Source organism: Dactylosporangium sucinum, from assembly GCF_014647515.1.
In the GTDB taxonomy this organism is placed as follows: Bacteria; Actinomycetota; Actinomycetes; order Mycobacteriales; family Micromonosporaceae; genus Dactylosporangium; species Dactylosporangium sucinum.
This window is the reverse complement of record NZ_BMPI01000018.1, coordinates 123,254-149,884: the sequence shown is the minus strand read 5'-3', so window position 1 is coordinate 149,884 and position 26,631 is coordinate 123,254. Positions and strand designations below refer to the sequence as shown.

Annotated in this window: 26 protein-coding genes and 1 tRNA gene; 8 read left to right on the top strand and 19 right to left on the bottom strand. The window is 73.1% G+C overall.

The annotated features are described in order from the left end of the window. Positions 1-67: 67 nt before the first annotated feature. Positions 68-1,027, bottom strand: a complete 960-nt coding sequence (locus tag IEZ31_RS20250; RefSeq protein WP_190251462.1) for a sigma-70 family RNA polymerase sigma factor — start codon at positions 1,025-1,027, stop codon at positions 68-70. 73 nt (positions 1,028-1,100) lie between these two features. Between IEZ31_RS20250 and IEZ31_RS20245 the strand changes: the two genes are divergently transcribed. Further along, positions 1,101-1,889 carry an alpha/beta fold hydrolase gene (locus IEZ31_RS20245; protein ID WP_190251461.1) on the top strand — a complete coding sequence of 263 codons (789 nt, stop codon included), beginning with the start codon at positions 1,101-1,103 and terminating at the stop codon, positions 1,887-1,889. A gap of 142 nt (positions 1,890-2,031) precedes the next feature. Here the strand turns inward: IEZ31_RS20245 and IEZ31_RS20240 are convergent, their stop codons facing one another. Further along, a complete protein-coding gene (locus tag IEZ31_RS20240) occupies positions 2,032-3,582 on the bottom strand; it encodes an MFS transporter (RefSeq protein ID WP_229835570.1) in 1,551 nt (516 codons plus the stop codon). A 61-nt stretch (positions 3,583-3,643) separates the two neighbouring features. On the opposite strand from IEZ31_RS20240, the gene IEZ31_RS20235 reads away from it, so the two are divergent. The 4 genes from IEZ31_RS20235 to IEZ31_RS20220 all read left to right on the top strand — a co-directional run bounded on the left by IEZ31_RS20235 (position 3,644) and on the right by IEZ31_RS20220 (position 6,361). Continuing rightward, positions 3,644-4,075 (top strand): MarR family winged helix-turn-helix transcriptional regulator, encoded by a 432-nt coding sequence (locus IEZ31_RS20235; protein ID WP_190251460.1) that lies wholly within the window; start codon positions 3,644-3,646, stop codon positions 4,073-4,075. Between the two features lie 77 nt (positions 4,076-4,152). Beyond that, the gene (locus IEZ31_RS20230) at positions 4,153-4,542 is read left to right on the top strand and encodes a hypothetical protein (protein ID WP_190251459.1); all 390 of its coding nucleotides are present in this window, start codon (positions 4,153-4,155) and stop codon (positions 4,540-4,542) included. 63 nt (positions 4,543-4,605) lie between these two features. Continuing rightward, entirely contained in the window at positions 4,606-5,298 is a 693-nt protein-coding gene (locus IEZ31_RS20225) for a response regulator transcription factor (RefSeq protein WP_190251458.1), read from the top strand. Beyond that, positions 5,291-6,361 carry a sensor histidine kinase gene (locus tag IEZ31_RS20220; protein WP_190251457.1) on the top strand — a complete coding sequence of 357 codons (1,071 nt, stop codon included), beginning with the start codon at positions 5,291-5,293 and terminating at the stop codon, positions 6,359-6,361. Before IEZ31_RS20225 ends, IEZ31_RS20220 begins: the two co-directional genes overlap by 8 nt. Here IEZ31_RS20220 and IEZ31_RS20215 read toward each other — a convergent pair. After that, positions 6,294-7,079 carry an S-methyl-5'-thioadenosine phosphorylase gene (locus IEZ31_RS20215; protein WP_190251456.1) on the bottom strand — a complete coding sequence of 262 codons (786 nt, stop codon included), beginning with the start codon at positions 7,077-7,079 and terminating at the stop codon, positions 6,294-6,296. The genes IEZ31_RS20220 and IEZ31_RS20215 overlap by 68 nt on opposite strands. A gap of 259 nt (positions 7,080-7,338) precedes the next feature. On the opposite strand from IEZ31_RS20215, the gene IEZ31_RS20210 reads away from it, so the two are divergent. Further along, positions 7,339-7,893: a YqgE/AlgH family protein gene (locus IEZ31_RS20210; protein WP_190251455.1), complete on the top strand. Its 555-nt coding sequence runs from the start codon at positions 7,339-7,341 to the stop codon at positions 7,891-7,893. A 72-nt stretch (positions 7,894-7,965) separates the two neighbouring features. Continuing rightward, positions 7,966-8,038: transfer RNA gene (locus IEZ31_RS20205), tRNA-Ala, on the top strand. 436 nt (positions 8,039-8,474) lie between these two features. Here the strand turns inward: IEZ31_RS20205 and IEZ31_RS20200 are convergent. Both IEZ31_RS20200 and IEZ31_RS20195 read right to left on the bottom strand, forming a co-directional pair. Continuing rightward, the gene (locus tag IEZ31_RS20200) at positions 8,475-8,735 is read right to left on the bottom strand and encodes a Txe/YoeB family addiction module toxin (RefSeq protein WP_190251454.1); all 261 of its coding nucleotides are present in this window, start codon (positions 8,733-8,735) and stop codon (positions 8,475-8,477) included. After that, positions 8,732-8,989, bottom strand: coding sequence for a type II toxin-antitoxin system Phd/YefM family antitoxin (locus IEZ31_RS20195; RefSeq protein ID WP_190251453.1), 258 nt, complete (start codon positions 8,987-8,989; stop codon positions 8,732-8,734). The genes IEZ31_RS20200 and IEZ31_RS20195 overlap by 4 nt, the downstream gene beginning before the upstream one ends. Before the next feature lie 438 nt (positions 8,990-9,427). Here IEZ31_RS20195 and IEZ31_RS20190 point away from each other — a divergent pair, with 438 nt between their 5' ends. Further along, a complete protein-coding gene (locus IEZ31_RS20190; RefSeq protein ID WP_190251452.1) occupies positions 9,428-11,356 on the top strand; it encodes a hypothetical protein in 1,929 nt (642 codons plus the stop codon). 82 nt (positions 11,357-11,438) lie between these two features. Here the strand turns inward: IEZ31_RS20190 and IEZ31_RS20185 are convergent, their stop codons facing one another. From IEZ31_RS20185 to IEZ31_RS20120, 14 genes are all read right to left on the bottom strand, one after another. Further along, positions 11,439-11,597, bottom strand: coding sequence for a thiopeptide-type bacteriocin (locus IEZ31_RS20185; protein WP_190251451.1), 159 nt, complete (start codon positions 11,595-11,597; stop codon positions 11,439-11,441). A gap of 58 nt (positions 11,598-11,655) precedes the next feature. Beyond that, positions 11,656-11,811 (bottom strand): thiazolylpeptide-type bacteriocin, encoded by a 156-nt coding sequence (locus tag IEZ31_RS20180; RefSeq protein ID WP_190251450.1) that lies wholly within the window; start codon positions 11,809-11,811, stop codon positions 11,656-11,658. Positions 11,812-11,840: 29 nt separating this feature from the next. Next, positions 11,841-12,002 carry a thiazolylpeptide-type bacteriocin gene (locus IEZ31_RS20175; protein WP_190251449.1) on the bottom strand — a complete coding sequence of 54 codons (162 nt, stop codon included), beginning with the start codon at positions 12,000-12,002 and terminating at the stop codon, positions 11,841-11,843. Positions 12,003-12,054: 52 nt separating this feature from the next. Next, complete coding sequence (locus tag IEZ31_RS20170) at positions 12,055-12,216, bottom strand: thiazolylpeptide-type bacteriocin (RefSeq protein ID WP_190251448.1); 162 nt, start codon at positions 12,214-12,216, stop codon at positions 12,055-12,057. A 124-nt stretch (positions 12,217-12,340) separates the two neighbouring features. Beyond that, positions 12,341-13,408: an LLM class flavin-dependent oxidoreductase gene (locus IEZ31_RS20165; RefSeq protein WP_190251447.1), complete on the bottom strand. Its 1,068-nt coding sequence runs from the start codon at positions 13,406-13,408 to the stop codon at positions 12,341-12,343. A 28-nt stretch (positions 13,409-13,436) separates the two neighbouring features. Further along, positions 13,437-14,684, bottom strand: a complete 1,248-nt coding sequence (locus tag IEZ31_RS20160) for an amidohydrolase (RefSeq protein WP_190251446.1) — start codon at positions 14,682-14,684, stop codon at positions 13,437-13,439. After that, the gene (locus IEZ31_RS20155) at positions 14,681-16,567 is read right to left on the bottom strand and encodes a TOMM precursor leader peptide-binding protein (RefSeq protein WP_190251445.1); all 1,887 of its coding nucleotides are present in this window, start codon (positions 16,565-16,567) and stop codon (positions 14,681-14,683) included. The genes IEZ31_RS20160 and IEZ31_RS20155 overlap by 4 nt, the downstream gene beginning before the upstream one ends. Then, on the bottom strand, positions 16,564-17,310 hold the full coding sequence (locus IEZ31_RS20150; protein ID WP_190251444.1) for an ABC transporter permease: 747 nt from the start codon (positions 17,308-17,310) through the stop codon (positions 16,564-16,566). The genes IEZ31_RS20155 and IEZ31_RS20150 overlap by 4 nt, the downstream gene beginning before the upstream one ends. Continuing rightward, a complete protein-coding gene (locus tag IEZ31_RS20145; RefSeq protein ID WP_229835568.1) occupies positions 17,307-18,227 on the bottom strand; it encodes an ABC transporter ATP-binding protein in 921 nt (306 codons plus the stop codon). Before IEZ31_RS20145 ends, IEZ31_RS20150 begins: the two co-directional genes overlap by 4 nt. Then, entirely contained in the window at positions 18,224-19,438 is a 1,215-nt protein-coding gene (locus IEZ31_RS20140) for a M50 family metallopeptidase (protein ID WP_190251443.1), read from the bottom strand. Before IEZ31_RS20140 ends, IEZ31_RS20145 begins: the two co-directional genes overlap by 4 nt. Further along, on the bottom strand, positions 19,435-20,469 hold the full coding sequence (locus IEZ31_RS20135) for a lantibiotic dehydratase C-terminal domain-containing protein (RefSeq protein WP_229835566.1): 1,035 nt from the start codon (positions 20,467-20,469) through the stop codon (positions 19,435-19,437). Before IEZ31_RS20135 ends, IEZ31_RS20140 begins: the two co-directional genes overlap by 4 nt. Beyond that, positions 20,466-23,162, bottom strand: a complete 2,697-nt coding sequence (locus IEZ31_RS20130; RefSeq protein ID WP_229835564.1) for a lantibiotic dehydratase — start codon at positions 23,160-23,162, stop codon at positions 20,466-20,468. Before IEZ31_RS20130 ends, IEZ31_RS20135 begins: the two co-directional genes overlap by 4 nt. A gap of 26 nt (positions 23,163-23,188) precedes the next feature. Then, a complete protein-coding gene (locus IEZ31_RS20125; protein WP_190251441.1) occupies positions 23,189-24,730 on the bottom strand; it encodes a nitroreductase family protein in 1,542 nt (513 codons plus the stop codon). A 13-nt stretch (positions 24,731-24,743) separates the two neighbouring features. Then, positions 24,744-26,630, bottom strand: coding sequence for a TOMM precursor leader peptide-binding protein (locus IEZ31_RS20120; RefSeq protein ID WP_190251440.1), 1,887 nt, complete (start codon positions 26,628-26,630; stop codon positions 24,744-24,746). Position 26,631 lies beyond the last annotated feature (1 nt).

The following is a 26,631-nucleotide window of genomic DNA, read 5'->3' as shown; positions in this document are numbered from 1 at the left end:
AGAACGGCCGCACCCGGGCCAACCGGGACGTCGGGACCCGGCCGGTCCCGCTCGCGCGGACCTGCGGCTAGGGCAGCGACGGCGGGAGGGCGAAGCGGGCGAACAGGGACGGGTCGAGGAACGAGGTGATCTCGGCGATGCGATCGTCGCGGAGGGTCAGCACGTTGATCGACCACGGCAGGTGCGCCCGCGCGTCCTCGTCCCACAGGTAGCAGGCGATCGCCGGCTGGCCGTTGGCGCCGGTCGGCCGGTGCCGCCAGCTGCCGCAGCTGGTGAGCGGCAGGCGTACCGCGAAGTCCCGCACGGCGGGCAGCCCGCGGTACCAGTGCGGGAGGGGCGGCATCGACCAGGTCACGTCGGCGGTGAGGAGCGCGACCAGCGCGTCGGCGTCGCCGCGCTCCAGCGCCGACGCGTACCCGGCGACGAGCTCCCGGACCCGCCGCTCGGGCACCGGGTGCTCGCTGGCCGGCGGCACCCGCTCCGCCACCAGCCGGCGGGCCCGGGCCAGCGCCGAGTTCACCGACGTGGGTGAGGTGTCCATCAGCTCGGCGATCTCGGCCACCGAGAAGCCCAGCACCTCGAACAGCAGCAGGGCCGCCCGCTGGTTGCCCGGCAGGTGCTGCAGCGCGGCGACGAAGGCCAGCTCCACCGCCTCGCGCTGCTCGTAGGGCTCCAGCCAGGCGACGTCGGTGCGCGGGGCGTAGCCGACGACGGCGTGGTCGCTCGACGGGCCGAGATCCATCGGCAGCGCGCGGCGGCCGCGGGCGGCCACGACGTCCAGGCAGGTGCGGGTGGCCACCGTGTAGAGCCAGGAGCGCAGCGAGCCGCGGCCGGCGAACCCGCCGAGCCCCTGCCACGCCCGCAGCAGCGCGTCCTGCAGCGCGTCGTCGGCGTCGTGGACCGAGCCGAGCATGCGGTAGCAGTGGGCGTGCAGCTCGCGGCGCAGCGGCTCGACCAGCCGGGTGAAGGCCGCCGGGTCCCCCGCGCGGGCCAGGTCGAGGTCGTCCGCCGAAGAAATCCTGGTCACGCGCGACGATTCCTTCCCCTCGCGGGAGTCTCACCGGTGACACCAACCCTACTGCTGCCGTGGAGGTGGCCGAATGCCCCAGCTGTCCGGCTCGGACGCGAAGCTCTACTACGAGGTGCGCGGCGAGGGGCCGCTCGTCGTCCTGGTGGGCGCGCCGATGGACGCCACGTTCTTCGCGCCGCTCGCCGAGCTGCTCGCGAGCGACCACACCGTGCTCACCACCGACCCGCGGGGCGTCAACCGCAGCGTCCTCGACGACCCCGAGCAGGACTCGGAGGTCGGGCAGCGGGCCGACGACCTGGCCCGCCTCATCGAGCACGTCGACGCGGGCCGGGCGATCGTCGTCGGCTCCAGCGGCGGCGCGGTGACCGCGCTGGAGCTGGCCCAGCGCCGCCCGGACCTGCTCAGCACCGTGGTGGCGCACGAGCCGCCGATCATCGACGTGCTCGACGACCGCGACGAGCGGCACGCGGGCGTCGAGGACATGATCGCCACCTACGCGGCCGGCGACCCGCAGGGCGCCTGGATGCGGTTCTTCACCAACGCGAACATCCCGCTGCCGCCGTTCGACGGCCCGCCGCCGGAGCCCGACCCGGTGCAGGCCGCGACCGAGCGGTTCTGGTTCCTGCACGAGATGCGCGCCACGACCCGCTGGACGCCCGACCTCGCGGCCCTGCGCGCGGCGCCGGTCCGGATCGTCGTCGCCGTCGGCGAGGACTCGGCCGGGCAGCTGTGCGACCGCTCGGTGCGGGCGCTGGCCGCCGCGCTCGGCTCGGCCCCGGCGGTCTTCCCGGGCGGGCACATCGCGTTCGTCGAGGACCCGGCCCGGTTCGCCCCACGGCTGCGCGAGCTCATCGGGTAGGCGGCGCTCCGGCCCGTGCGCGGGCTCTCCCTCGCGTCGATCTTGCAGTTGTGGTGCCTGACAAACCCGGATGTTCTGGGAGCGTCCCGGCACCACAACTGCAAGATCGACGCGGATGGGGGGAGGGGGACGGGCGGGGCGGTCAGGCCACCAGTATTGAGCGGTCGGGCTTGGGGGGCTTCGATGCGGGGCGGCGGGTGCGGAAGGCTAGCGCCAGCAGTAGCGCCGCGAAGAACACCACCAGAGCGGCCGACGCGGCCGTGACGTGCATCGCGGCGACGAAGGCGTCGTTCGCCGCGGACGTCAGGTCCGGGCGCTGCAGCGACTCCGCCACCGCGCGCGTGTGCTCGGCCGACGGGGACGCCGCGTCGCGGGCCGGGGACGGGAGGCCGGCCAGGAACGGCGTGATGCGGTCGCGGTAGGCCGTGCTGAGCACCGTGCCGAGCAGGGCGATGCCGAGCACGCTGCCGACCTGGCGGACGGTGTTGTTCACCGCGGAGCCGGCGCCCATCCGGTCGAGCGGCAGCACCGCGATGACCGCGGCCACGGTCGGGGCGATGACCATGCCCATGCCGACGCCGGAGACGAGCCCGAGCAGGCAGAACCACAGCATCGGCGTGTCCAGGCCGAACCACAGGTTGGCCAGGAAGCTCAGCGCCACGACGAGCAGCGCGGAGCCGCTGACCGCGGCGACGCCGTGCCGCCGGGCCAGCCGGGCGCCGAGGCCGGAGCCCACGGCGACGCCGATCGCGCCCGGCAGGAAGTAGAGGCCGGTCTCCAGCGCGCCGAAGCCGCGGGCGCCCTGCAGGTAGAAGTTGCCGTAGAACATCTGGCCGGTGATGCCGAAGAACAGCGCGGCCAGGGCCAGGTTGCCGGCGCTGAACCGGCCGTTGCGGAACAGCCGCGGGTCGAACGACGGCTCGGCCGAGCGCCACTCGACGAGCACGAACAGCGCGAGGATCACGAGGCCGGCGAGCACCGGGCCGCCCACCTCCCAGCGGGCCCAGTCGGTGTTCTGCCCGGCCTCGATCAGGCCGTAGGCGAGCAGGGCCAGGCCGGCCGTGGACAGCGCGAGCCCGAGCGGGTCCGGGCGCCGCCGCGCGGCCAGCCGCGGGTTCGGTACCACGGCCAGCACGCCCACCAGCGCGATCGCCACGACGGGCAGGTTGACCAGGAAGACCGACCCCCACCAGAAGTGGTCGACGAGCACGCCGCCGAGCAGCGGGCCCAGGGCGACGCCGACCCCGCTCGACGCCGACCAGGCGGCGATCGCGCCGGCCCGGCGCTCGGCCGGGAAGGTCGCGCCGATGATCGCCATCGACGTCGGCATCATCATCGCGCCGCCGAGGCCCATGAGTCCGCGGGCGAGGATCAGGCCGGTCGCGTCGCCCGCCCAGGCGGCCCAGATCGAGGCGGCCCCGAAGCAGGCCAGGCCGAGGACGAGGATCGTGCGGTGGCCGTACCGGTCGCCGAGCGCCCCGGCGGCGAACAGCGCGGTGGCGAAGAGCAGCGCGTAGGAGCCGACGGCCCACTGCAGCTCCCCGGGGGTGGCACCGAGCCCGGTGCGCGGGTCGGCGATGCGCTCCAGGGCGATGCCCAGGATGGTGGTGTCGATCCAGATCAGCACCGCGGCGAAGACGAGGACCGAGAGCACGCGCCGCTGTACGCTGATTGACAGGTCCCTGACGGTCATGCGCCCACCCTCGCAAGTACGTCAGGTTCCTGTCAATAGTCTCACCCTGCACAATGGTCGGGTGAGCCCTGAGGACGACTGCTCGACGTTTCTGGTCCGCCACGCCTGGCTGAGCCTGCGCAGCGTGGTCGCCGAGGCCCTCGTGCAGCACGACCTCTCCGTCGCCCAGTTCGCGTCGCTGATGATGCTGGAGGCCTCCCCCGGCCTGTCCGTCGCCGACGTGGCCCGCAAGGTCTCCTCCGCGCGCCAGTCGGCCAACGAGATGCTCGGCGGCCTGGAGCGGGCCGGGCTGGTCGAGCGCCGCCCGCACCCGAACGACCGCCGCGCGCAGCAGATCTTCCTCACCGACGCCGGCCGGGAGCGGCTCGCCGCCGCGCGCCCGACCGTCCGCGCGGTCGAGGAGCGCCTGGCGGCCGGCTTCACCGAGGCAGACCTCGCCGTGGTCCGGCTCTGGCTGGCACGGATGGCGGCCGCGTCCTCACCAACGTTCTGAGCTGCATACTCTTTACAGGAGTGTGTCGCGCGTCACATCATGGTGGAGGGGAACGTACTCGCGGCGGAGGTGCGTTCATGGAACTGCTCGGCGGCATCAGACACGTTGAACACGCCATCCAGACGCCGGTGTGGGACCCGGCGTGGCGGCCCCGGGTGAGCCGCGCGGTGGCTCAGCTCAGGGTGGCATTCGCAGAACACGTGGACCAGACCGAGGGGCCCGGGGGCCTCTACGCCGGCGTGCTCGGCGACGCCCCGCGGCTCGCCCGGCACCTGTCCGGCCTGGTCGACGACCACGAGACGGTCCGCTCGGCGCTCGACGAGCTCTCCGGCCGGCTCGACCACGGCGAGGCGGACGCGCTGCGCTGGGAGGCGGCGCAGCTCATCCAGGCGGTGTGGGAGCACCGCCAGCGCGGGGCCGACCTGCTGTACGAGGCCTACGAGACGGATCTCGGCGGCGAAACCTGACAGAGTGCTTACCGTCCGCCGCCGGGGCGTGGCGGGCGGCGGGTTGCGCTCTAGGCTCGGACCGTGGGGCAGAGCGTGCTGGTCGTGGACGACGATCCGACCGTGAGCGACGTCGTCCGGAGGTACCTGGAGCGTGCGGGCTTCGCCGTGCGCCTGGCCGGCGACGGGCAGGGCGCCCTCGACGCGTACGCGGCGCAGCGCCCCGACCTGCTCGTGCTCGACCTCATGCTGCCCGGGATCGACGGGCTGGAGGTCTGCCGGCGGCTGCGGCAGCAGGACCGGGACCTGCCGATCATCATGCTGACCGCCCTCGGCGAGGAGTCCGACCGGGTGCTCGGCCTGGAGATCGGCGCCGACGACTACGTGACCAAGCCGTTCTCACCCCGCGAGCTCGTCCTGCGGGTGCAGTCGGTGCTGCGCCGCGCCGCCCCGGTCTCGCCGGCCGCGCCGGCCGAGCTCGCCGACGGCGAGCTGCGCATCGACGTCGCCCGGCGGATCGCCACCCTGCGCGGGGCCGAGCTGGCCCTGACCGTGCGCGAGTTCGACCTGCTGGTCTTCCTGATGCGCAACCCCGGGCGGGTGCTGCGCCGGGCCGAGCTGCTCGAACAGGTGTGGGGCTGGACGTTCGGCGACCAGTCGACGGTCACCGTCCACATGCGACGACTCCGGGAGAAGGTCGAGGACGACCCGGCCGAGCCGAGGCGCATCCTCACCGTGTGGGGCGTCGGCTACCGGTACGAGTACGGCAATGCGTGACATCCTGCTCACGTTCCTGATGGCGCTCGGCTGCTCCCTGGTGGTGGCCGGCGCCGGCCTGCTCGTGCTCCGCGGCCCGCTGCGCGGCCGCTCGGTGACCGCCCACATCGTCGTGCTCCTGCTCGTCACCGTCCTCGGGGTGCTCGCCGGCATCCTCGGCGCGGCGATGGAGATGTTCATCTCCGACCACGACCTGCACGTCCTGCTCATCGTCGTCGCCGCCGCCGCCACGGTGAGCCTGGGCGCCGGGCTGTGGGCCGGCCGGCGGCTCGCCCGGGCCAGCATGTGGGCCGACGAGGCCCGCGAGCAGGAGCGGCAGGCCGAGGCCCGGCGGCGCGAGCTGGTCGCCTGGGTCTCCCACGACCTGCGCACGCCCCTGGCCGGGCTGCGGGCGATGGCCGAGGCGCTCGACGACGGGGTCGTCGCCGACCCGGAGACGGTCGCCGAGTACCACCGGCGGATCAGCGCCGAGACCGACCGCATGGCGGGGCTCGTCGACGACCTGTTCGAGCTGTCCCGGATCAGCGCGGGGGCGCTGCGGCTGACGCTGTCCGCGGTACCGCTGGGGGAGATCGTGTCCGATGCCATCGCGTCGGCCGAGCCCCTCGCCGCCGCGGCCCACGTGCGGATCGCCGCGGCGCCGTCCGGCTGGCCGGTCGTCGACGGCTCCGTGCCGGAGCTCTCCCGGGTCGTCGACAACCTGCTCCGCAACGCGATCCGCTACACGCCCCCGGACGGCACCGTGACCGTCACCGGCGGCGCCGCCGACGGCGAGGGCTGGCTCGCGGTCACGGACACGTGCGGGGGGATCGCCGAGGGCGACCTGCCGCGGGTGTTCGACGTGGCGTTCCGCGGCACCCCGGCCCGGACGCCGACCGGCTCGGCCGGCGGCGGGCTGGGCCTCGCCATCGTCCGGGGCCTGGTCGACGCGCACCACGGGGACGTCAGCGCCGAGAACCTCGACGGCGGCTGCCGGTTCGTCGTGCGGCTGCCGCTCAGCGGGTCAGACCGTCCAGGGCGTGCTGGCACGGGTCGTCCGGGTGCTCCGGCAACCGCGGGATGACGTCGAGCAGGACGCCGCGCAGGCGGCCGGTGTTCTCCCCGAAGACCCGGAACACCTCCTCCTGGGTGACCCCGTGGTCACCCTCCACGCCGGCGTCGAGGTCCGTCACCAACGCGATCGAGGTGTAGCAGAGGGCGAGCTCGCGGGCGAGCACGGCCTCCGGGTGGCCGGTCATGTTCACGACCGCGCCGCCGATCGAGGTGTACCAGCGCGACTCCGCCCGGGTGGAGAACCGTGGTCCTTCCACGACGACCATCGTGCCGTCGCCCGCCTCGATGCCGTGCTCGGCGGCCACCTTGCGCACGGTGTCACGGCCCGTCGCACAGTACGGGTCGGCGAAGTTCACGTGCACGGCGCCGTCGTCGTAGTACGTCTGGATGCGCCCCGACGTGCGGTCGACGAGCTGGTCGGGCACCACGAACGTGCCCGGGCCCAGCTCGGGCCGCAGGCCCCCGACCGCGCACGGCGCCAGGACCTGCCGCACCCCGAGCTCCCGGAGCGCCCAGATGTTCGCCCGATAGGGGATCCGGTGCGGCGGGAACCGGTGGTCGCGCCCGTGCCGCGGCAGAAACGCCGTGCGCCGCCCCTGCACCGTCGCGACCGTGATCGGGTCGGAGGGTGGGCCATACGGCGTGTCGACCACGTGCTCCTCGGCGTCGTCGAGCAGTGCGTAGAGCCCGGATCCACCGATGACGGCAACGTCGGCGAGTGAGGTCACGTATCAGACCCTAACCGCGACGCCCGGGTCAGGCTATGGTGCGAGACATGACCCTCGCACCCCGCTTTGCGATGATCGACTCGTCGCGCCCGATCATCGGCCGCGCGGCCGATGATGTTTGCTGGTGGGGCTGATGTCCATGCACGGGGATCTCGGTGGGATGGAAGGGCAACCGTCCGGGCAGACGCCGACCGGCCGCGGCTCACCGCGGCCCGGCGCGTCCGGCCGGGGTACGTCGAGGCAGCGTCGAGGGAGGGCGATGGAGTCGTTGACCGGGCGGCTGCTGGTGGCGACCCCCGCGCTCCGCGACCCGAACTTCGAGCGCACCGTCGTCCTGGTGGTCGCGCACGAGGAGGGCGGCGCCCTGGGCGTGGTGCTCAACCGCGCCACCGAGGTGCAGGTCGCCGACGTCCTCGGCAACTGGGGCGCCCTGGCGGGTGAACCGCCGGTGGTCTTCGAGGGCGGCCCCGTCCAGCCCGAGGCGGCGATCTGCCTCGCCCGCACCCGCCCCGGCGTGGAGGACCTGGCCGGCTTCAACCGCGTCTCCGGCGCCGTGGGCACCGTCGACCTCTCGGGCGACCCGGACCTCCTGGTGGCGGGCGTCCTGGGCGTGCGCGTCTTCGCCGGCTACGCGGGCTGGTCCCCCGGCCAGCTGGAACGCGAGATCGAGGGCGGCTCCTGGTTCGTCTTCGACGCGTTGCCCAGCGACGCCTTCGCCCCGCGCCCGGACGACCTGTGGCAGATGGTCCTGCGCCGCCAGGGCGGCCTGATGGCCGCCGTTGCCCACTACCCGGCTGACCCGACCCAGAACTAGGAACCCGGTGTGAGACCTCCGGCGGGTGTGTGTACTATTCCGTGAGTGCCCGCCGAGAGGCGAGTGCATGAAGGGGCCGTGGCGCAGCTGGTAGCGCACCACACTGGCAGTGTGGGGGTCAGGGGTTCGAGTCCCCTCGGCTCCACCGATGTAGGTGGACCCTGCTCATGGGCGCTCTCCTTGAGAGCGCCCATTTCGCTGTCGCATCGGTGGGTGTTTCGCGCTCGCTTCGCTCGCTCCCCGGCGGGGGCTCCGCCACCCGCACCCCCGATCTCGGTGGGCGCGCCCCGTTTGGCGCTTGCGGCCCGCCACCCGCACCCCCGATCTCGGTGGGCGTTCTCCGTTTGCCGCTTGCGGCTCGCCGCCCGGTGGGCGCGCTCCGTTTGGCGCTTGCGGCCCGCCACCCGCACCCCCGATCTCGGTGGGCGCGCTCCGTTTGGCGCTTGCGGCCCGCCACCCGCACCCCCGATCTCGGCGGGCGCGCTCCGTTTGCCGCTTGCGGCTTCTCCGCTGCACTGCGTTTCCGCTCAGCGGGTGAGGCAGTCCCCATCCGCGCTCGCACCAACCGCCTTCCGTGCTCGTCATGAGTAGTGGTAGCGGCAGGAGATGATCGTGACTTCGTCCGGCGCGACGGCGTAGACCAGGCGGTGCTCGTCGTCGATTCGGCGGGAGCGCAGGCCGGCCAGATTGTTCCTCAGAAGCTCGGGCTTACCGATGCCGGGTCCGTCCGGGTCGCGCTTGATGTCGGCGATCAAGGCGTTGATGCGCCGAAGCGTCTTCCGGTCCTGCGTCTGCCAGTACAGATAGTCGTCCCAGGCGGGGTCGGTCCAACTGGGCTTCACGCCCCAGGATCCAGATCCCGTTCCGTCGCCCGCCCGGAGCGCCACTGCTCGACGCTTTCCATCAGGTGCTTGGCGTTGGCGGGGGACCGCAACAGGTAGTTGGTCTCGACAATCGCGTCCCAGTCCTCCTTGCTGACCAGGACCGCGTTGCCCCGCTTCGACACGATCTCGATCGGCGTATGGTCGTTGTTGACCTGCTCGATGAGTGGGAACAAGCTCTTCCGCGCCTCGCTGGCACTGATCGCCTGTGTCATGCGGCCTCCCCGCGTCGCAACTGGTACCAAATATGGTACCAGTCTCGGAGTCCAAAAGTTACAGCGTTCGCGCCGGGGCCGTGATCGCGGGTGGCGGGGGCGCTGCCTGGTGCGAGCGACGCGAGCCAACGTGCGGATGCTTCAGGGCACCCGCCACCTCTCGTCCGGGGGCCTTGAGCCGCCTGTTGCGTCTGGCACCGAGCCGGCGCGGTCGCTGGAAACGCCCCCACCCCCGAACTCGGTGGTTGTCTTCTGGCTGCCACCTGCGGCTGAATGTTGAGCGTGTGAGGCTCAACTTGGCCGGGGTGCGATGGGTCGGGGTCGTGCGTGGGTCGGTGGCGGCCTGGAAGCGTTCGGACTCCCCATTGAGTGCCGTTGTCGGCGCATTGCAAGTGGGCTGCAACTGCCGCGGCGCAGGATTGGCCGCGGAGGGATTCGATGGCTCACGTTGCGGGTGCGGATCTCGGGTGTGACGCGGAGGAGGACGATCTCGACATCGGGTCGCGGCTGGGCCGGGCGGTCGACGCGCAGCTCGCCGGGGAGTCGCGGGTCGCGCGGCAGCGGTTCGAGCACGCCTACGAGCTCGCCGAGCAGCGCGGCGACGTCCGCGGGATGGCGGTCGCCGTGCTCGGGCAGGCCGGGCTGCGGGTGGCCGAGGTCGCCGGGGTCGACGGCACGGTGATGCTCGACCGGTTGCGCCGGTTGGAACGGCTGGTCGATCCCGCGTCCTCGATCGGGCTGCGGATCAGGGTGCGCCTGGCCGGCGAGCTCGACCACCGGGCGGGCACGTACGACGCGATCCTGGCCGCGCTGGACGAGGCGACCCGGGCCGGAGACACGAAGGCGCGGGCCCTGGCGCTGAGCCTGGCGCACCACTGCCTGCTCGGGCCGGACCACGGTGATACGCGGCGGCGGCTGGCGCTCGAGCTGATCGGCGAGAGCTCGCGCACCCGGCGGCGGGACGACCTGCTCATCGGGATGCTGTGGTACACCCTGGATCTGCTCGTCGACGGCGACCGGCAGACCGAGCGGCAGCTGCTGGAGCTGCGGGCCCTGCTGGCCCAGGCAGAGCACCGCGCGGTCGGCTGTCTGGCCGGCGTCATGGAGGTGACGCTCGCGGTGCGGGCCGGGCGGTTCGAGCACGCGCAGGCGCTGGCGGAGCAGGTGTACGACGCGGGCACCGAGATCGGCGACGACCGCGCCGACGCGTTCTACGCCGCCCATCTTCTCGGGGTCCACTGGTTCCAGGGCCGGCTGACGGAGCTGCTGCCGGTGCTCGAGCAGCAGGTGCACTCGCCGAGCCTGCGCGGCGTCGACAGCTCCCTGTTCGCGGCCCTGGCCGTGGCGGCCGCGACAGCCGGCGACCGGCTGACGGCGGCCGGCGCCGTCGGCACCCTGTGCGGGCGCGACCTGGCCGAGCTGCCGCACTCCAGCGGGTGGCTGCCGGCGATGTTCGGCATCGCTGAGGCCGCTCACCTGCTCGACGACGTCGAGACCAGCGCGCGCGTCTACGAGCTGGTGACGCCGTACGCCCACCTTCCGGCGGTGGCCAGCTTCGGCTCGCTGTGTCTCGGGTCGGCCGAGCACGCGCTGGGCGTCGCCGCTCTGACCATGGGCCGGCTCGACCTGGCGGTCGGCCATTTCGCGGCCGCGATCCGCGCGAACCTCGCCCTGTGGCACCGCCCGGCCGTGCTGGTCTCGCGGGCCCGCTACGCGCAGGCGCTGGCCCGGCGCAACGGCGACGGCGACGGCGAGCTGGCCCGATCGGTGCTCGCGGCGGCGGGAGAACTGGCGGCGGCACTCGGGGTATCCGTGCCGGGGTTTCCCGACGGGGTCTCCGGCGAGGCGCGCACCGCCACCTGCACCCGCACCGGGCAGCAGTGGCTGGTGCAGTACGGCCGGCGCACCGCGCTGATCCCGCACAGTGTGGGCATGTCATATGTCGCGGCACTGCTGGCGAACCCCGGCCGCGACGTGTCCGCCGTCGACCTGGCCGCCGGACCGGACACCCGGCGCCGCGCCGCACGCACCGGCCATGCCGTGCTCGACCGTGCGGCGGTTCAGCAGTACCGGCAACGCGTCGGGCAGCTGAACGAGCATATCGAGCGGCTGGAATCCATGGAGCGCGCCGACGAGCTCGCGTCGATGACCGCCGAGCGGGACTGGATCCTCGGTGAGCTCCGCGCCGCCACCGGTCTCGCGGGCCGGATCCGGTCGTTCACCAACGAGTCCGAACGCGCCCGGATCGCTGTGGGCAAGGCCATCCGCCGCGCCCTCGCGGCCGTCGACGGCGTCGACTCCGTGATCGCCGCGCACCTGCGCGCGAGCATCCACACCGGCACCCGCTGCTCCTACCGGCCGGCCTGAGCGCCGACCGGGGGTCCGCCACCGACGGGCAGGGCCGATGTGAGGGGGGTGACCCTGCCCGCCGGCGACGCCTGTTACCGCGTCAGGCCGAGCAGCTGGTGGTGCTCGTCGTGCTGCTCGTCGTGCTGCAGACCGCGACCAGCAGCTCGCTGGTCTCGACGTGGTCGACGACCTCGAAGGTCTCGATCTCCAGCGCGCGCAGCTCGGTGGTGAGCGCGGCGAGGTTCAGTTCCTCGTTCATTGATCTCTCCTCTCTTCGGCATCCGGCAGGGGCCGGGCGCCGGGCTGGTGGTGGTGCGTCAGGCGCAGCAGCTGCTGCACGTGCTGCTGGTGCTGCTGGTGCTGCTGTCGATGAGCATCTCGGCGTCGTCCGCGTAGTCGTGCAGCTCGAACGTGTCGGACTCGAGCTCCAGAAGCTCACGCGCCAACGTCGCCAGGCTGGTGGATTTCTCCATCGTTGTCTCCGTCTCGATGTGCCGTGGAATCAGGCGCAGGTGCTGGTGGTGCTCGTCGTGCTGCTGCAGGTGCTGCTGGCGCCCACAGCGGGCATCTCGTGCTCGTCGGTGTAGTCGTGCAGCTCGAAGGTCTCGATCTCCAGCGCCCGCAGCTCGTTCGTGAGTGCGGCGAGGCTCAGCTCTTCGTTCACGTCCCTCTCCTGTCTTCGGCTTCCGGCAGGCCGGGCGCCGGGCTGGTGGCACTCAGGCGCAGCAGCTGCAGGCGCTGGTGCTGGTGCTGCTGGTGCTGGCGTAGCCACCGGCGAGCATCTCGATGTCCTCGACGTAGTCCTGCAGCTCGAACGTGTCGGCCTCGAGCTCCTGAAGCTCCTGCGCCAGCGTCACCAGGCTCTTGACGTCTCCCATGGTTCCTCCCCTCGATCACCGGGTGGGCCATGACCGGTACGTCGCGCCCAGTGCAACCAGTAGACCGGGCTGCGGTGGACAAACCCGCGCCATCGCGCTGGCACTTCGCTGGACCGGCCGCGGGTCAACCCGTGACGTGCGGCAGCACCTCGTCGACGAACAACCGCATGCTGCGGGCCATCGTCTCGCGCGGCTGTCCGCCGTAGTCGATGTTCCACAGGCAGACGTCGGCGTGCAGGTACTCCGCCACGGCGCGGATCGTGTCGACGGCGGTCTCGGGCGACCCGACGACCGCGCAGGCACCGGCCCGCAACGACTCCTCCGTGACCGCCGAGAGCCGTTCGCGCATGGACTCGTAGCCGGGGTAGCTGGTCGAGGTGACGTGCGTCCAGGCGTCCGCGGCCTCGATCGTGACGTTGTTGTACTCGAGCAGGTGCGGGATGGCCACCGCACGCGCCTCCGCGTCGGTCGCCGCCACGTAGAGCGGCATGCTCACCGCGACCTGCGGCACACGGCCGGTACCTTGATGGGCCTCCTCGAACGTATCGAGATAGATGCGGATGAGTTTTTTCGTGTACTGCAGGTCCCGCTGCAACAGCGACGGCGACACCAGCAGGCCCATGCCCTGGCGGGCCAGCCACTCGAAGCTCTGCGGCGTGACGATGGCGGCGCCCCAGACGGGCGGGTGCGGCCGCTGCACCACGGCGGGCAACGAGGTCGCGTCCGAGTAGGAGAAGTACTCGCACTCCTCGGTCACCTTGTCCTCGGTCCACAGGCGCAGGACCGCCCGGATCGTCTTCTCGAAGCGGTCCCGGCTGGTGTCCATCGGCACGCCGAGCGCCGCGAACTCGTACGGCAACCAGGCCCGGGCGAAGCCCACGTCGAGCCGGCCGTGGCTGAGCACGTCGACCATCGCCGCGTGCGCGGCGAGCTGGATCGGATGGTGGAACGCGGGCAGCACGCACCCCGTCATCAGCCGGATCCGGCTGGTCCGGGCCGCCACCGCGGCCAGGAAGGTCAGCGGGCTCGGCGAGTAGCCGCCATAGTTGCCCAGGTAGTGCTCGGTCATCTTGACGTAGTGCATGCCGGCCTCGTCGGCGAGCGTCGCCATCGCCAGGACGTCCTCGTAGTACTCGGTGGCGGAGCGGCGCTCGGGCCGGCAGTCCGGCAGCAGCGAGATTCCGTGCTTCATCTGCATCCTTCCGTGGAAACCCTCGCCGTCAGGCGGGGGAGGGAGCGTCGGCGAGCAGGGTCCGCGCACCGGCGAGCAGGGCGGCGGTCGCCGTCCGCAGGGTCGGCACGGGGTCGGGGGCGAACTCCGGTGAGTGGTTGACGGGCAGGCTCCTGAGCTTCTGCGCGAAGCCGGCACCCGGCGCGCGCGTCCAGGCCTCGGCCGACACGGAACCGACCGCCCAGTACACGGTGGGCACCGGCGCGCTCGCGTCCGGGTACGCGCCGAAGAGCGGAAAGTCCTCGGTGGCCATCGACGGCGGAATCGTGAGCACCCGGGCGGCGCCGAAGGTCCGCACGTGGGCCTCGCGGACCCGCCCGGCCGCCCGGGGCTCGTTGACGCCCGGCACGGATCGCGTCGTCACGGTGACCTCGGGCTCGACCGGGCTCCCCGCCCCCGCGCACACGTCGCGCACGGCCGCGTCGACCGTGGCCACCGCGCGGTCCAGCGCGGCGGGGTCCAGGCTGCGCAGGGTCAGCTGGAGCGTGGCGCGGTCGGCCACCACGTTCGCCCGCTCGCCGGCCCGGACCGCGCCGATGGTCAGGACCACGCGCTCCGGCGTGGGCGGACCGTCCGGGAAGAGCTCGACCAGGCGGGTCACGATCGCGGCCGCGACCGGTATCGGGTTCGACGCGGAGCCCGGCAGTCCGGCGTGGCCGCCGCGGCCGAACACGGTGATCGCGAGCCAGGCGCTGCCCGCCGTGACCGTGCCCGGGGCGTGGGCCACCCAGCCGGCCGGGAACGGGCCCAGGTGCTGGGCCAGTGCGGCGTCCGGCCGGCCCCACCGCGTGTAGAGGCCGTCCGCGAGCATCGCCGCGGCTCCGGTCAGCGTCTCCTCCGCCGGCTGGCCGACCGCGACGACCGTGCCGCGCCACCGGTCGCGCGACCGCGACAGCTCCGCGGCCGCCGCGCAGAGCGCGGCCAGATGCAGGTCGTGCCCGCACGCGTGCATGGCCGGGCCGGTGCTGGCGTACGGGAGTCCGGTCCGCTCCCGGACGGGAAGCGCGTCGAGCTCCGCACGCAGCAGTACCACCGGACCGTCGCCGTTGCGCAGCCGTCCGACGACGCCGTGCCCGCCCACGCGGGACGTCACGGCGAAGCCGGCCCGGTCGAGCGCGGCGCCCACCCGCGCCGCCGTCCGCTCCTCCTGGCCGGACAGCTCCGGATGGCGGTGCAGGTCGAGATAGAGCGCCAGCGTCGACGTCAGGTCCGGCCGGCTCTCGTGCGCGGCGGTCACGGGAACGGGTGAGGGACGCGGTGCAGCTCGGCCGCGGTCAGATCGGTCGAGCGCAGGCCCCCTCGGCGCTGGGCGGTGAACGTGCGCGGCATGTGCAGCGCCCGCTGCAGGCTCCAGCCGAAGTCGATCGGCACCAGGCCGGGCACGATCATGCAGACGTTGTGCAGCCCCACCATCCGCTGTTCCGGCGAGGTCTGGTCGACGACGATCACGTCGTGTCCCAGTCCGGTCAGCGCGTCGCGCAGGCACCGCACGTCGTCGAGCAGGTCGGTCGAGTACGGCCGCCGGCCCAGCCAGTCGGCGTACACGGTGTCCTTGGGCAGGCTCCGCGCCGGCTCCAGGTACCGGCGACCGTGCTCGCGCATCGCCGGGACGGTGAACAGCTCGGCGTGGTCGCGCAGCGTCCGCACCAGGCTGAAGTCGCTCGCCATGGCCTCCAGCTCGGCCCGCCGCCGGCCGTGGTGCGCCGACAGGCTCGGGATGTAGCTGCAGATCTCCTCCAGCGCGCCCTCGATGGCGGTGTCGGGGTCGAGGCTCGCGCCGGCCGCGAACCCCAGCAGGCCCGGGCCGCCGTCGAGACGCTCGGCGACCGCGGTCACCGCCGGGATCGGCAGGTCGATCCGGTTGTCGAACAGCCGCACGTGGTAGCCGAGGAACCGGGCCCGGTCGAGCATCGCCCGGGTGGCCGGGGTCGCCGTGCCGGCCAGTTCGATCTCGGTGAGGTCGGCGCCGCCGTACCAGCCGAGCAGGAACGCGTCGCGCTCGACCAGTTCGAGCAGGCCGTAGAGGATCGCCTCCTCGAGACTGCCGCCGCTGGCGCAGCCGTTCGAGCACTCGTCGACGAAGCCGTCGCCGTCGGTGCCGGTGCTGTAGTAGGAGATTCGCCGCGGGACGAGGACCGGGCGCTCGTCGCGCAGCGACCAGCCCCACACCCAGGGGATCGCCCGGTCCGGGTCGAACGGCTCCAGCCGCTCGTTCGACGCGTACGTGTCGTCGCTGTACACGCCGCAGTCGCGCGGATCGAGCGCGTCGCCGGCGAGCTCACGGTACGCGCCGACGACCGGCGCGACGTGCTGGCGGGGCAGCGAGCCGGCGTCGCGTTCCAGCCCTTCGAGCAGCCCCACGTCCCGGCTGCGGGCGAAGTTGTTGGTCTGCCCGCTCCAGCCCATGTCGGCCAGGCCGCGCCGCCCGCGGATCCGCCACATGCCGAGCACCGGCGCGGTCGTCGGCGACGACATGTCCACGACGCAGTCCGTCCCGATCGCGCCGCACACGGGGTTGGCGAGCGCGGCCACGGGCAGGCGGTACTCCGCGGGCCGGCGGAGCCGGTACGTGTTCGGGTCCGGCTTGGTCCGCGAGCGCAGCCGCGGGTCGGCCGCGCCCCGATCGGGGGCGTGCTCGGCCGAGCACGCCGGGCAGCGGGCGTCGGCGAGCACCGGCACGGTGGTCGTGACCAGCGTCCGCACGTCGACGGAGGTCACCCGGGCCAGGCCGTCGGCCGGCCGGGCGGCGGCCCCCGACCCCGCCCCGTACACCGCCGCGTACACGGCCCACACCGCGTCGGCGAGGTGCTGGGTGAGCAGCGGCCACTCGCCGGCGGACTCGAACCCGGGTCCGGTCTCCAGGGCGTCCCGCGTCGGGACCGGACGCAGCCGCTGCCAGCGGACGGCGAGGCAGTGCCCGCAGGCCGCGCCGTCCGGTGGACCGCCCCAGGGACCGACGAGGACCGCCTGCGGCGTGAGGTGGACGGTCGCGGCGCGACGGTCGACGCCGTCGGCGACGGCGGTGGCGTCCTCGATGCCGAGCGTCGCGACCTGCGGTGCCGGCAGGCCGCGGTGGGCCGCCCGCTCGGCGAGCGCGTCGCGGAGGAGCTTCTCGGTCATGCGTCCCGGCTCCAGCGGAAGAGCTTCGCGGCGAAGCCGGCCATCAGCAGGGTGAACCCGAGCAGCGCCGCACCCGGCAGGACCGTCGACGCCGGACCGTCGGTGCCGGTCAGGACGCCGGCGATCCCTTCGATCATGTAGTGCAGCGGCAGCACCTTGGCGAACCCCTGCAGCCACCCCGGGGCCTGGTCGAGCGGGTAGAACGTGCCGGACAGGAAGGCCATCGGCACGAGCAGGAAGTTCGCGATGGCGGCGACGGCCTCCGGCGAGGAGACATGGCTGCCGATCACCATGCCGATCGCGAAGAACGCCGTGACGCCGAGCAGCACCACCGGCAGGGCGAAGATCGCCTGTGCGCCCACGTGCAGCCCCAGCGGGGGCAGGGCCGCGATACCGACGAAGAACACCGTCTGGGCGAGCGCGACGCCCACCGCGACGACGAACCGCGCGGAGAGCACCGTCAGCACCGACGTCGGTGTCATCCGGAGCAGTCGCAGCACACCGCTCTCGCGCCAGTGCACGAGCGTGTACGAGACGCCGAACACCGCGCCGTTGGCCACCGCCCAGGAGAGCACCCCCGGGGCGAGGTACTCGATGGGCGCGCGGCCGTCGGGCAGGTCGTCGAAGAGCACACCGAAGACGACCAGGAAGATCAACGGGAAGAGGAACGTGAAGAACAGGGTGATCCGGTCCCGGACGTGGGACCGGGCGACGGCCCCCGACAGCGCGACGTAGGCGTTCACGGTTGGTACTCCCGTCCGGTCAGGCTCAGGTACACGTCCTCGAGGGAGGCCGTGTGGGTGCGGATGTCGTGGGGACCGGCGAGGTCGGTGACCGCGGCGAGGACCCGTCCCGGCACCTGCGTGGTCAGCGACAGCATCGCGGCGTCCAGCGTCACCGCGTCGACGCCCTCGATCCCCCGCGCGGCCTCGGTGGACAGCCGGTCGGCCGGCACCTGCACCACCGTGGGCTGGTTGAGGCCGCTGACCAGTGCCCGCGGCGTGTCCAGCGCGACGAGGCGCCCCTGGTCGACGATCGCGACCCGGTCGCAGAGCGCCTCGGCCTCGTCGATGTGGTGCGTCGTGTAGATGATCGTCTTGCCCATCGCCTTCAGCTCGCGCAGCAGCTCCCAGAGCGAGCGGCGGGCCTGCGGGTCCACCGCGGCGGTCGGCTCGTCGAAGAACAGCAGCTCGGGATCGTGGGTCAGCGCGGCGGCGATGGCCAGCCGCTGCCGCTGCCCGCCGGAGAGGCGGTCGACGCGGGTGCCCGCCTTGGCGGTCAGGCCCACCATGGCCAGCACCTCGTCGGCCCGCCGGGCGCCCACGCCGTAGAGGGCGGTGACGGTCCGCAGGTGCTCGATCGCGGTGAGCCGGGTGAAGAACGCCGAGTGCTGCGTCTGCAGGCCGAGCCGCGGCAACAGGGCGAGGTTCCGCGGCCACGGGGACAGGCCGAGCACCTCGACCTCGCCCTCGTCCGCGCGGCGCAGGCCCTCCAGGATCTCGATGAGCGTGGTCTTGCCGGCACCGTTGGGGCCGATGAGGCCGAAGAACTCGCCGCGGGCGACGGTGAACGAGACCCCGTCCACCGCCTGTACCGCACCGTAGGCCTTGCGTACGCCCCGGGCGGCGACCGCCGGCCCGGCTGACTGCGGTGTGCTCACGCCGCGGATCCCTTCTTCAGCGCCTTCCGCCCGGCGTACCAGCGCCCGGCGATGAACAGTGCGAGGACGCCGGTGAGGCCCGACGCGACGGCGACCGGCAGCACGGCGTACGCGATCAGCACGACGGCGACGACGAACGCGGTCCTGGCCAGCCGGACCCAGGCGTCGAAGCCCAGGTAGCACCGGCGCAGCCAGCGCGGGTAGCCGTCCGGTCCCGGGCGGCGCCCGAGCAGCGCCGTCACCCGCAGGCGGGTGTACCGCCGCGACTCCTCGGCGAGGTTCGACAGCCGCAGCAGGTGGGCCAGCATGTGGTACCCGTCGAGGGTCGGCACCGGCAGGTAGTTGAACAACGCCTGCCCGAGGCCGAGCAACAGCAACGCCCCGATCGCGTCACGGGTCACGTCGTGCGCGGGCAGCGCCAGCCAGAGGGCGAAGAACGGCAGCAGGAACACGTGGTTGGCGACCACGCCGGAGGCGGCGGTGGCGACGCGTGCCCGCCGAGACGGGAACAGCATCACGTCGTCGACGATGCAGAACGCCGCGACGACCGGCCCGGACCAGCGGACGCCGATGGCGGAGGCGTTGCCGCCGTAGTGCCGGCACGTCAACCCGTGGGCGAACTCGTGCCCCGCCGCGCCGGCCCACAGCAGGACAGCCACCACCATGGCCAGCGGTGGCTGGCGGACCAGCGTGGACAGGCCCGACACCAGGGACGGCAGGTGCGCGGCCAGCCAGACGTCCATGCCGGCCAGCACGACCAGCAGCGGACCGAGCACCGGCGCGCGGTACACCCACGAGATCCGGCGGTAGACGCGGGCGACGAGCCCCGACGGGTCGCCGAACACGTACCGGCCGCGCATGGGGCCGATCCGCTCGAACCCCTTGCGCGCCGGCTTCGCCGGGCCGGCCGGCCGGTCGGGCAGGCCGGCGAGCAGGTTCTTGGCGGCCAGCAGGCCGAGCAGCTGCCCCCAGGAGGCGTCGGCGAGACGGCGCTGGAAGGTGGCGGCGTACTCGTCGCCGATCTCCCCCAGCGTGCGCTGCCCGTCCAGCCGGGACAGCACGAAGTACTCGCGCGGCCCGATCTCGAAGCGGTCACCGGTCGCCTGGTTCTTCACCATGTGCGTCACCGCGGGGCCGCGCAGGAAGCCGGGGCCGAGCACCACGTCCGCGCCGCGGGCGACCCGCCGGCCCTCCAGCTGGGCCGAGGTCATCCCGCCGCCTCGACGAGGTGCCGGTCGCGCAGCGCCCTGGTCAGCACGTGGCCCAGGTACGACTCGTCGGCGAGGGTCACGCTCAGCCGGTTGTTGGTCATGTGGAGGTAGGCCCACAGCACCCGGCGCAGCGCGTCGGGGACGTCGGTGACCGGGGCGGACGCGCCGCTCCAGTCCCGCAGGTGCAGCTCGCCCCGCTCGGCCAGCGCGGCGACCCGGTCCCGCAGCTCGACGCAGTGCTCGTACCAGCCGCCCAGCAGCCCGGGCAGCTCGCGCGCGCGACCCCCGGCGCAGATGGCCCGCAGGTCGAGGAACCGGCGGGTCACCCGGTCGCCCATCATCTCGTACGCCTTGTCGTGGGCGCCGGTGCCGTCCATCGGCACGACACCGTCGTAGGTGCGCCGCCAGTACTCGGCGTAGTCCTCGAGGAACGTCGTGATGGAGTCCTCGTCGTCCAGGAACACCGTCGTCATCACCATCATGAGCTGGACGGCGAGGCCCAGCGTCGCCCGGCGCAGGTGCAGGTTCAGCGTCCGGGTCGCCTCGATGACGAGATCCGACGAGTACTCGAAGTGCCACTCGGCGACCGCGACGCCGGCCTCGCCGCCGTACTTGCCGTACTCCGGCTCGTACGGCACGTACTTGTAGGTGTTGTTCCGCTCCATGCGCATGACGCCGTGCTCGTCGACGTACTGCCGGCGTTCGTCGTCGGTGAACTCGAAGCCGAACATCTTGTCGTACATGTCGGAGAAGGCCGAGGCGCTCGGCTCGTAGAGTGCCGGGCGCTCGCGGAGGAACTGCTCGATCGCCGCCTCGGCGCGCCGCAGCACCTCGGCGGTCGCGTCCGGTGTGGACGGTCGCAGCCGCAGCCGCAGGTGCGGTCCCTCCACCCAGTAGTTGATGAAGAAGTAGCCCGCGAGCAGGCCGTCGCCGCGCAGGTGCTCGATCAGCGGCCGAACGCACCCGGTCAGCATCGGGCGGCGGTTGCCGGCGTAGTAGACGTGTATGCCGTGCCAGTCCCCAGGCGTCACTGTGCACCCCTCTCGTACTTGATCATTTCGACGATCATCTCGGCGACGTGGTGGCCCTGGTCCGAGGTGACCGAGAGCTGGTCCTCGGTGGGCAGCATCTCCTCGAACCCGACGTCGCCCCCGGCGTTGCGGGCCAGGTGGTCGAGCACCACGAGCGAGTGGACGCTGCCGAAGTCCACGTAGTGCGGCTTGGACGAGTCCCGCCACGCCCGCTCCCGCGTGCCGGCCGGGTTGCCGAAGCGGGCGAAGACCCGGTCCGGCAGGCCGTGCTCACGCTGCCAGGAGCGCCACGACAGCAGCCAGGTCGCGTCGGAGGCGTCCGGCTCCCGCGCCGGTAGCGCGCCCACCTCGACCTTCCAGCTCCGCCGGCGGATCACGGTGTTGCGGAAGCGGATCCGCGGACGGCCGGTGACACCCGCGGTGCTCTCCGCCTCGGGCACGCCGTCCCACGGCCGCATGGCGCCGACCGACGTCGGCGCGAACAGCGTCAGCACGCGCGGGATCGCCGGCAGCGCCATCGGGATGAGGTAGCCGAGGTACACGGGAACCACCTCCCGGCCGAGGCGCCGGGACCGCAGCACGACCCGGTCGGCGGCCTCGTCGTGCTCGATGTACAGGTCGTCCAGCGCGATCTGCTCCTCGACCGGGACCGAGCCGGTCTCGCCCGGGCAGACCAGCTGGTAGTCGATCAGCCGGCCGTGCAGGTTGAGGTTCGTGGTGAGCACGCCGCCGACGAGCTCGGCGAAGACGGCGCCGCCGGGCTGGCGCAGCCGGTTCTCTTCGCGCACGAGCGTGGCGAGGTCGCCGCCCTCCTCGGTGAAGCAGTGGGTGAAGCGGGAGAACGGGAACGACAGGCTGCCGAAGGACTGGTTGAGGACCGCCAGCGGCCCGTCCGGCGTGCGGGCGAGCTGGATGAAGTGGGCCATCGGGCTGAACGTGCGGGCGGCCGGGGCCAGTTCCCCGGCGACCGCCGCCATGAAGTCGTCGTCGAGGACCAGCTCGGCGGCGCCGGCCGGCAGCGCCGCCCAGGCCCGCCGCATGCCGTCGGTGAACCGCTGCCTGGCCTGTTCGAGCGCGGTGATCTCCGGGCTGTTCAGCCAGTTGTTCAGGCCGGACCGGCGGGTGCTCCCGGCGGAGTTCCACTGCCGCTCGGTGGCCTCGACGTACTGGTCGTAGATGTCTTCCTGGAAGTCGTGCACGAACTTCAACAGGTCGTCGCAGCGGCCGCCGCGACCGTACCGGATCAGGAAGAACGCTCTCAGCAGCAACTGCTGCGGCCGCATGAAGTCGAAGACGGGCTGCACCGAGCCGATCGTCTGCAGATCGGTGCCGACCCGGTCGATCCACTCCGTCCGGCCGGTGACGAGCGAGTCGACCTCCAGCCGCATGTCCTCGTAGAGCAGCGTCTGCGGCAGCGTGGCGTCCTGCGCGCCGAGGCTCTGCTGGGCGGCGGTGAGCTCCGCGCGCAGCCAGCCGAGGATCTCGCGACGCTCGGGCACCTCCGCGTGCACGTACCTGCCGATCCGTGCCGCCACCGCGTCGAGCCGCGCGGCGAGGGCCTCGGCCCACGGTTGGTCGAGCCGGCGCAGGTCGGCCGCGAACCCGCGGACCGGATCGGTCTGGTGGATGTCCAGCCGCGGGGCGGCGACCTCCAGCAGGCCGAGCCGGCTCAGCGCCCGGGCCCATCGTTCGCCCTCCTCCGCGGTCGCCTGCTCGATGACCCGGACGCGATCGACGAAGTCACGGAACCGCAGCCCCGGTTCGCGCTCCAGGACCTCCAGGGTCCGTTCGAGGCTCGTGTTGCGGCTGAGGTAGTAGACGTCGGTCCGGACCAGGTCGAACCCGACGGTCGCGGCGTCGTCGCCGTAGTTCGTCGACTGGCGCACGTACCGGATCCGGTCGAGCTCGGACTTCCAGCCCGGGGTCAGCCGCACCGGCAGGTCGGCGCACAGCTCGTCGTTGGCCACGATGAGGTCGCTCAGGCGGCCGAGCACCGCGACGTTCAGCCGCGGGTTGCTGTGCCACCGCTTGCCGACGTGCCCGGCGAACAGCGTCGCCCGCTCCGAGTCGGCGAACTCACCGACCGCGAGCCCCGTGAAGGTGCTGAACGGGCTGGTCTTGTACGCGATCCGGTACAGGTACTCCAGCAGGGAGCGCTCGATGCGCCGCTCCCGCTTGCTCAGGTTCGGCCGGTCGGCGGTGCGGTACCCGTCCAGGTAGGTGTCGAGCGACGACGACGCGAGCAGCAGGCCGTTTCGCAGGCGCGGATCGCCGGCCAGCTCGCGCAGGACGGCCCGGCTCCGCCGGGTGTCCGCCGCCACGACGTCGGGGCCGGTGGCGGTCAGGACGTCCAGCGCGGCGCGGTCGCGCAGCCAGGCGGCCAGCGCCGCGCCGAGGTCGCCGGCCACGCCGTGCAGGGCGGCCACGTCCCTCGGCATGCGGTTGTTGAAGATCTGCCGGCGAGCGGCGAGGAGCGACCGGCGGGCGTGCTCGTCGAGGTGCTCGCCGATGTACTCGTGCAGCAGGTCGCTCAGCCGCCGCCCGTCGGCGGCGAGGCGGTCGCGCTCCGCGATGACCGAGTCCGCCCACGCGACACTGCCGGAGAACCGCAACCCTGTCAGCAGCTCGACCGGCAGGCTCGCCACGCGCAGCATGTACCACCGGCCGAGCCGCCAGGACACGGGATCCGTCATCATTTGCCTCCGAAGCGAGTGGACGGTCAGATCAGGTCGAAGCGGTAGGTCGCGGCGGGCCTGCGCTGGTGGCCGACCATCATGAGCAGCAGCGGGATCTCGTCGCTGGCCTGAAGTCCGAGCTCCTCGACGTACCCGACGGCGTCGAGGGCGAGGGCGACGCCGCAGCCGGTGCCGATCGCGGCCGACGCGGTGTAGCAGGCCTGCGTCACCGCGCCGGTGACCGCCGTCGCGAGCCGGTATCCGCGGTCACCCAGCGCGTCCAGCAGCGCCGGGACCCGCACCGCGGGCACGATCACGGCGGCGGCCTGCTCGAGGCTGTAGTTGCCCATCGTGTAGTTCGCCTGCAGGAACAGCCCGGGCAGTCCCCGCCGGATCAGGCGCAGCGCACCCCCGGACGGGTCGTACTCGTAGAGGCCCGGATCGACGCCCTGCACGTGGTTGACGAACACGTACTGCTGCACCAGCGTCAGGGCCTCCCCGGCCGGCAGGACGTCGCAGCCGAACCCGGCCGCCGCGGCGGCTCCGGCGCTGAGGACCGCCGCGAGCTGGGCGCCGGTGAAGGTCCAGTGGGCCTCGAACCGGCCGAAGGAGGTGACCCTGGCCCGCAACGCCTGGCGGACGTCGCGGATCGCCGGCGCGGGCGCCGGCAGCGGCACCTCCTCCAGGTCGGGCCGCGGCGCGACCTGCGCGGACTTGACCGCTTCGGGACCGGGCCGCTCGGCGCATCCGGCGACGGTCGCCTCGTGCAGCCGCGTCACCGTGTCGAAGGTCAGCACCCGGCGGGACCGCTCCTGGTCGCGGCCGCGGACGCGGGGCCGGTGCCCGTCGGCCGTGGCCGGCCCGCGGCGCGACGGATCCAGCGGTACCACGGCGAAGACGCCCTCCTGCTCCGGCCGGATGTTCAGCAGCCGGCTGAGGCGTGGCTCGTCGAACCACAGGCTGGGCGTCAGCGTCACGCCGTGGGCGGTGCCGAGCATCCGCCACGTGTGCAGGATCGTGCCGACGTCGAAGCCGGTGGCGTGGTAGCTGAAGGTGTTGTACTTGAACGCGCTCTGCCAGAACTTGATGCCGAGGACGAGGTACTGGTCCGCCGTGGACGGCTCGCCCAGCGCGGCGGCGATCTCCGCCGTCACGTCGCCGGCGATCAGCTGCCGCATCGCGTGCTGGAGCGGGAAGTAGTGGTACAGGCCGGGCACGGCCGCTCCCCGCGCGCCGGTCGCCCAGTAGACGCTGACCGGATAGATGCCTCCGCCCGAGGCGGTGCCCCGTCCCCACTTCGCGACCTCGTACCGCGGGCGCAGGGACTGACCGCTGGCGTCGATCGTCAACCGCCGCCCGAGCTGGGCGTACGAGTGGAACAGCAGGTCACCGAGCACCGGTATCGTCACCACCCCGGCGGTGGGATCCGGTTCGGCGGACGGGCCCGGCAACGCGAAGCCGTCGGCTCCCGGGTAGAACTTCGCATGCCGGGGCTTGTCGCCCCAGTCGATCTCGAAGCCCTCCGGGTCCGTGCCCTCCCGGGCGCGCCGCACGATGGCGTCCAGGTAGTCCTTCGCGACGCTCATGAAACACTCCTCATCAGGGAAACGGGTGTGGGGCAGGGTTGAGCGCGCCGCCCACGCTCTCGCGCAGGCGCGGCATGCTCAGGACCCGTTGCCGCCGCCAGCCGAAGTCGATCGGCACCAGTCCGGGCACGAGCACGCTCACCGTGTGCAGCCCCATCGCCCGCTGCTCGGGGGAGGTCTGGTTGACCACGATCACGTCGAACCCCTCGCCGGCCAGGGCGGCGACGCACCCTCGCAGGTCCTCGGCGAGGTCCGCGCCGGGCTCGATCCACGGTCGCAGGGCGTCCACCGGCACGAGCCGGTCCCGCGGACCGAGCAGGAACTCGGCGTACTTGCGCATCTCCGGGACGCCGTAGACCATCGGGTGGTCGTGCAGCGCCCGCACGAGGTCGAAGTCGGACGCCAGCGCGCGCAGTCGCGGCAGGTCCCGTTCGGTGCGGCGGCGCAGCAGCAACGAGTCGGTGGCGATCTCGTCGAGCGCGCTCGCGAGGGCGTCCTCCGGATCCAGCCCGGCACCCGCGCCGAAGCTGAGCGCGCCCACGCCGCCGTCGACGCGCTCGGCCACGGCCGCCACGACCGGCAGGGGTGTCGTCGCGGTCCGGGCGTCGAAGAACCGGGGCTCGTAGCCGTACATCCGGAGCCGGTCGACCATCATCCGGGTCTCGGCCCGGGTGCTCGTCGCCGGATCGATCTCCGGCAGGGCGACCTCGCCGTACCAGCTCAGCAGGAACGCGTCGCGCTCGACCAGTTCGGACAGGCCGCAGACGACGGCTTCGAGCAGCGACGAGCCCGAGGCGCACCCGTTGGAGCACTCCTGCACGAAACGCTCGGCCTTTGGCGCGTGGTGGTAGTACGTCAGCACCAGCGGCACCAGGACCGCCCGCTCGTCGCGCAGCGACCAGCCCCACACCCAGTCGATCGGCCGGTCCGGGGCGAACGGCCGGACCTGCGGCTCCGCGGCGTAGAACGCGTCGGAGTACACGCCGCAGCCGCGCGGGTCGAGCGCCTCCGCGCCCAGCTCGTCCAGGCTCGCCCGCAGCGGCGCCCGCAGCCCGCGGGGGCTGACGCCGGCGTGGCGCTCCAGCCCTTCGAGGATGCCGACCAGGCGGCTCGCCCCATAGCTGTTGGTGTGGCCGCCCCAGTGCACGTCGTAGAGCTGGTTCACGCCCGAGCGCAGGGCGAAGCTGCCGTTGACCGACGCGGTGCTCGGCAGCACCATGATCGGGACCGCGCCGTCGCCCACCACCCCGCACACCGGGTTGACCAGCGCGTCCACCGGCAGGTCGAGCTCGCCGAGCGTCCGCTGCCGGATCCCGCCGCCCGGCGGCTTCGGCGACGGGACGAGGTCGACGACCGCCGCTTCGGCGGTGTCGGCGCGTGCGGTGCCGCAGGCCGGGCAGTCCGGGTCCGGGACGAGCCGGGTCCGGGTCGTCGCCGCGGTCGCCAGGTCGAGTGCGTACACGAACGGGTACGCACCATCGGCGTCCTGCTGGAGGCCGGCCGCGATGAGCGCGGCCAGCCTCGTGACGGTGAAGGCGGTCAGCAGCGGCGGCTCCCCGGCCGCGACGGCGGGGTCGCCGCACTCCAGGCCGTTGCGCAGGAAGTCGGGGCGGATCAGCTGCCAGCGCCGGGCCAGGCACCGCTGGCACGCCGGGCTCGGGCGGCCCCGGGCGGCGAGCGGCCCGACGATCGCGCTGCGTCCGGTCAGGAGCACCGGCACCGCCGGCGTACCGAAGCCGGCCGGCGGCAGCGTGACCGTGAGCTCGTCGCGGACGCCCAGCGGGGCGACGACCACGAGGCGGTCGCCGGCCCCGGCGGGCAGGTGCCGGGGCAGTTCCCGCCGGATCGACTCGGCCAGCGCGGCGCACGCGCCGGCCCAGGGAAGGGTGTCGGTCGGCATG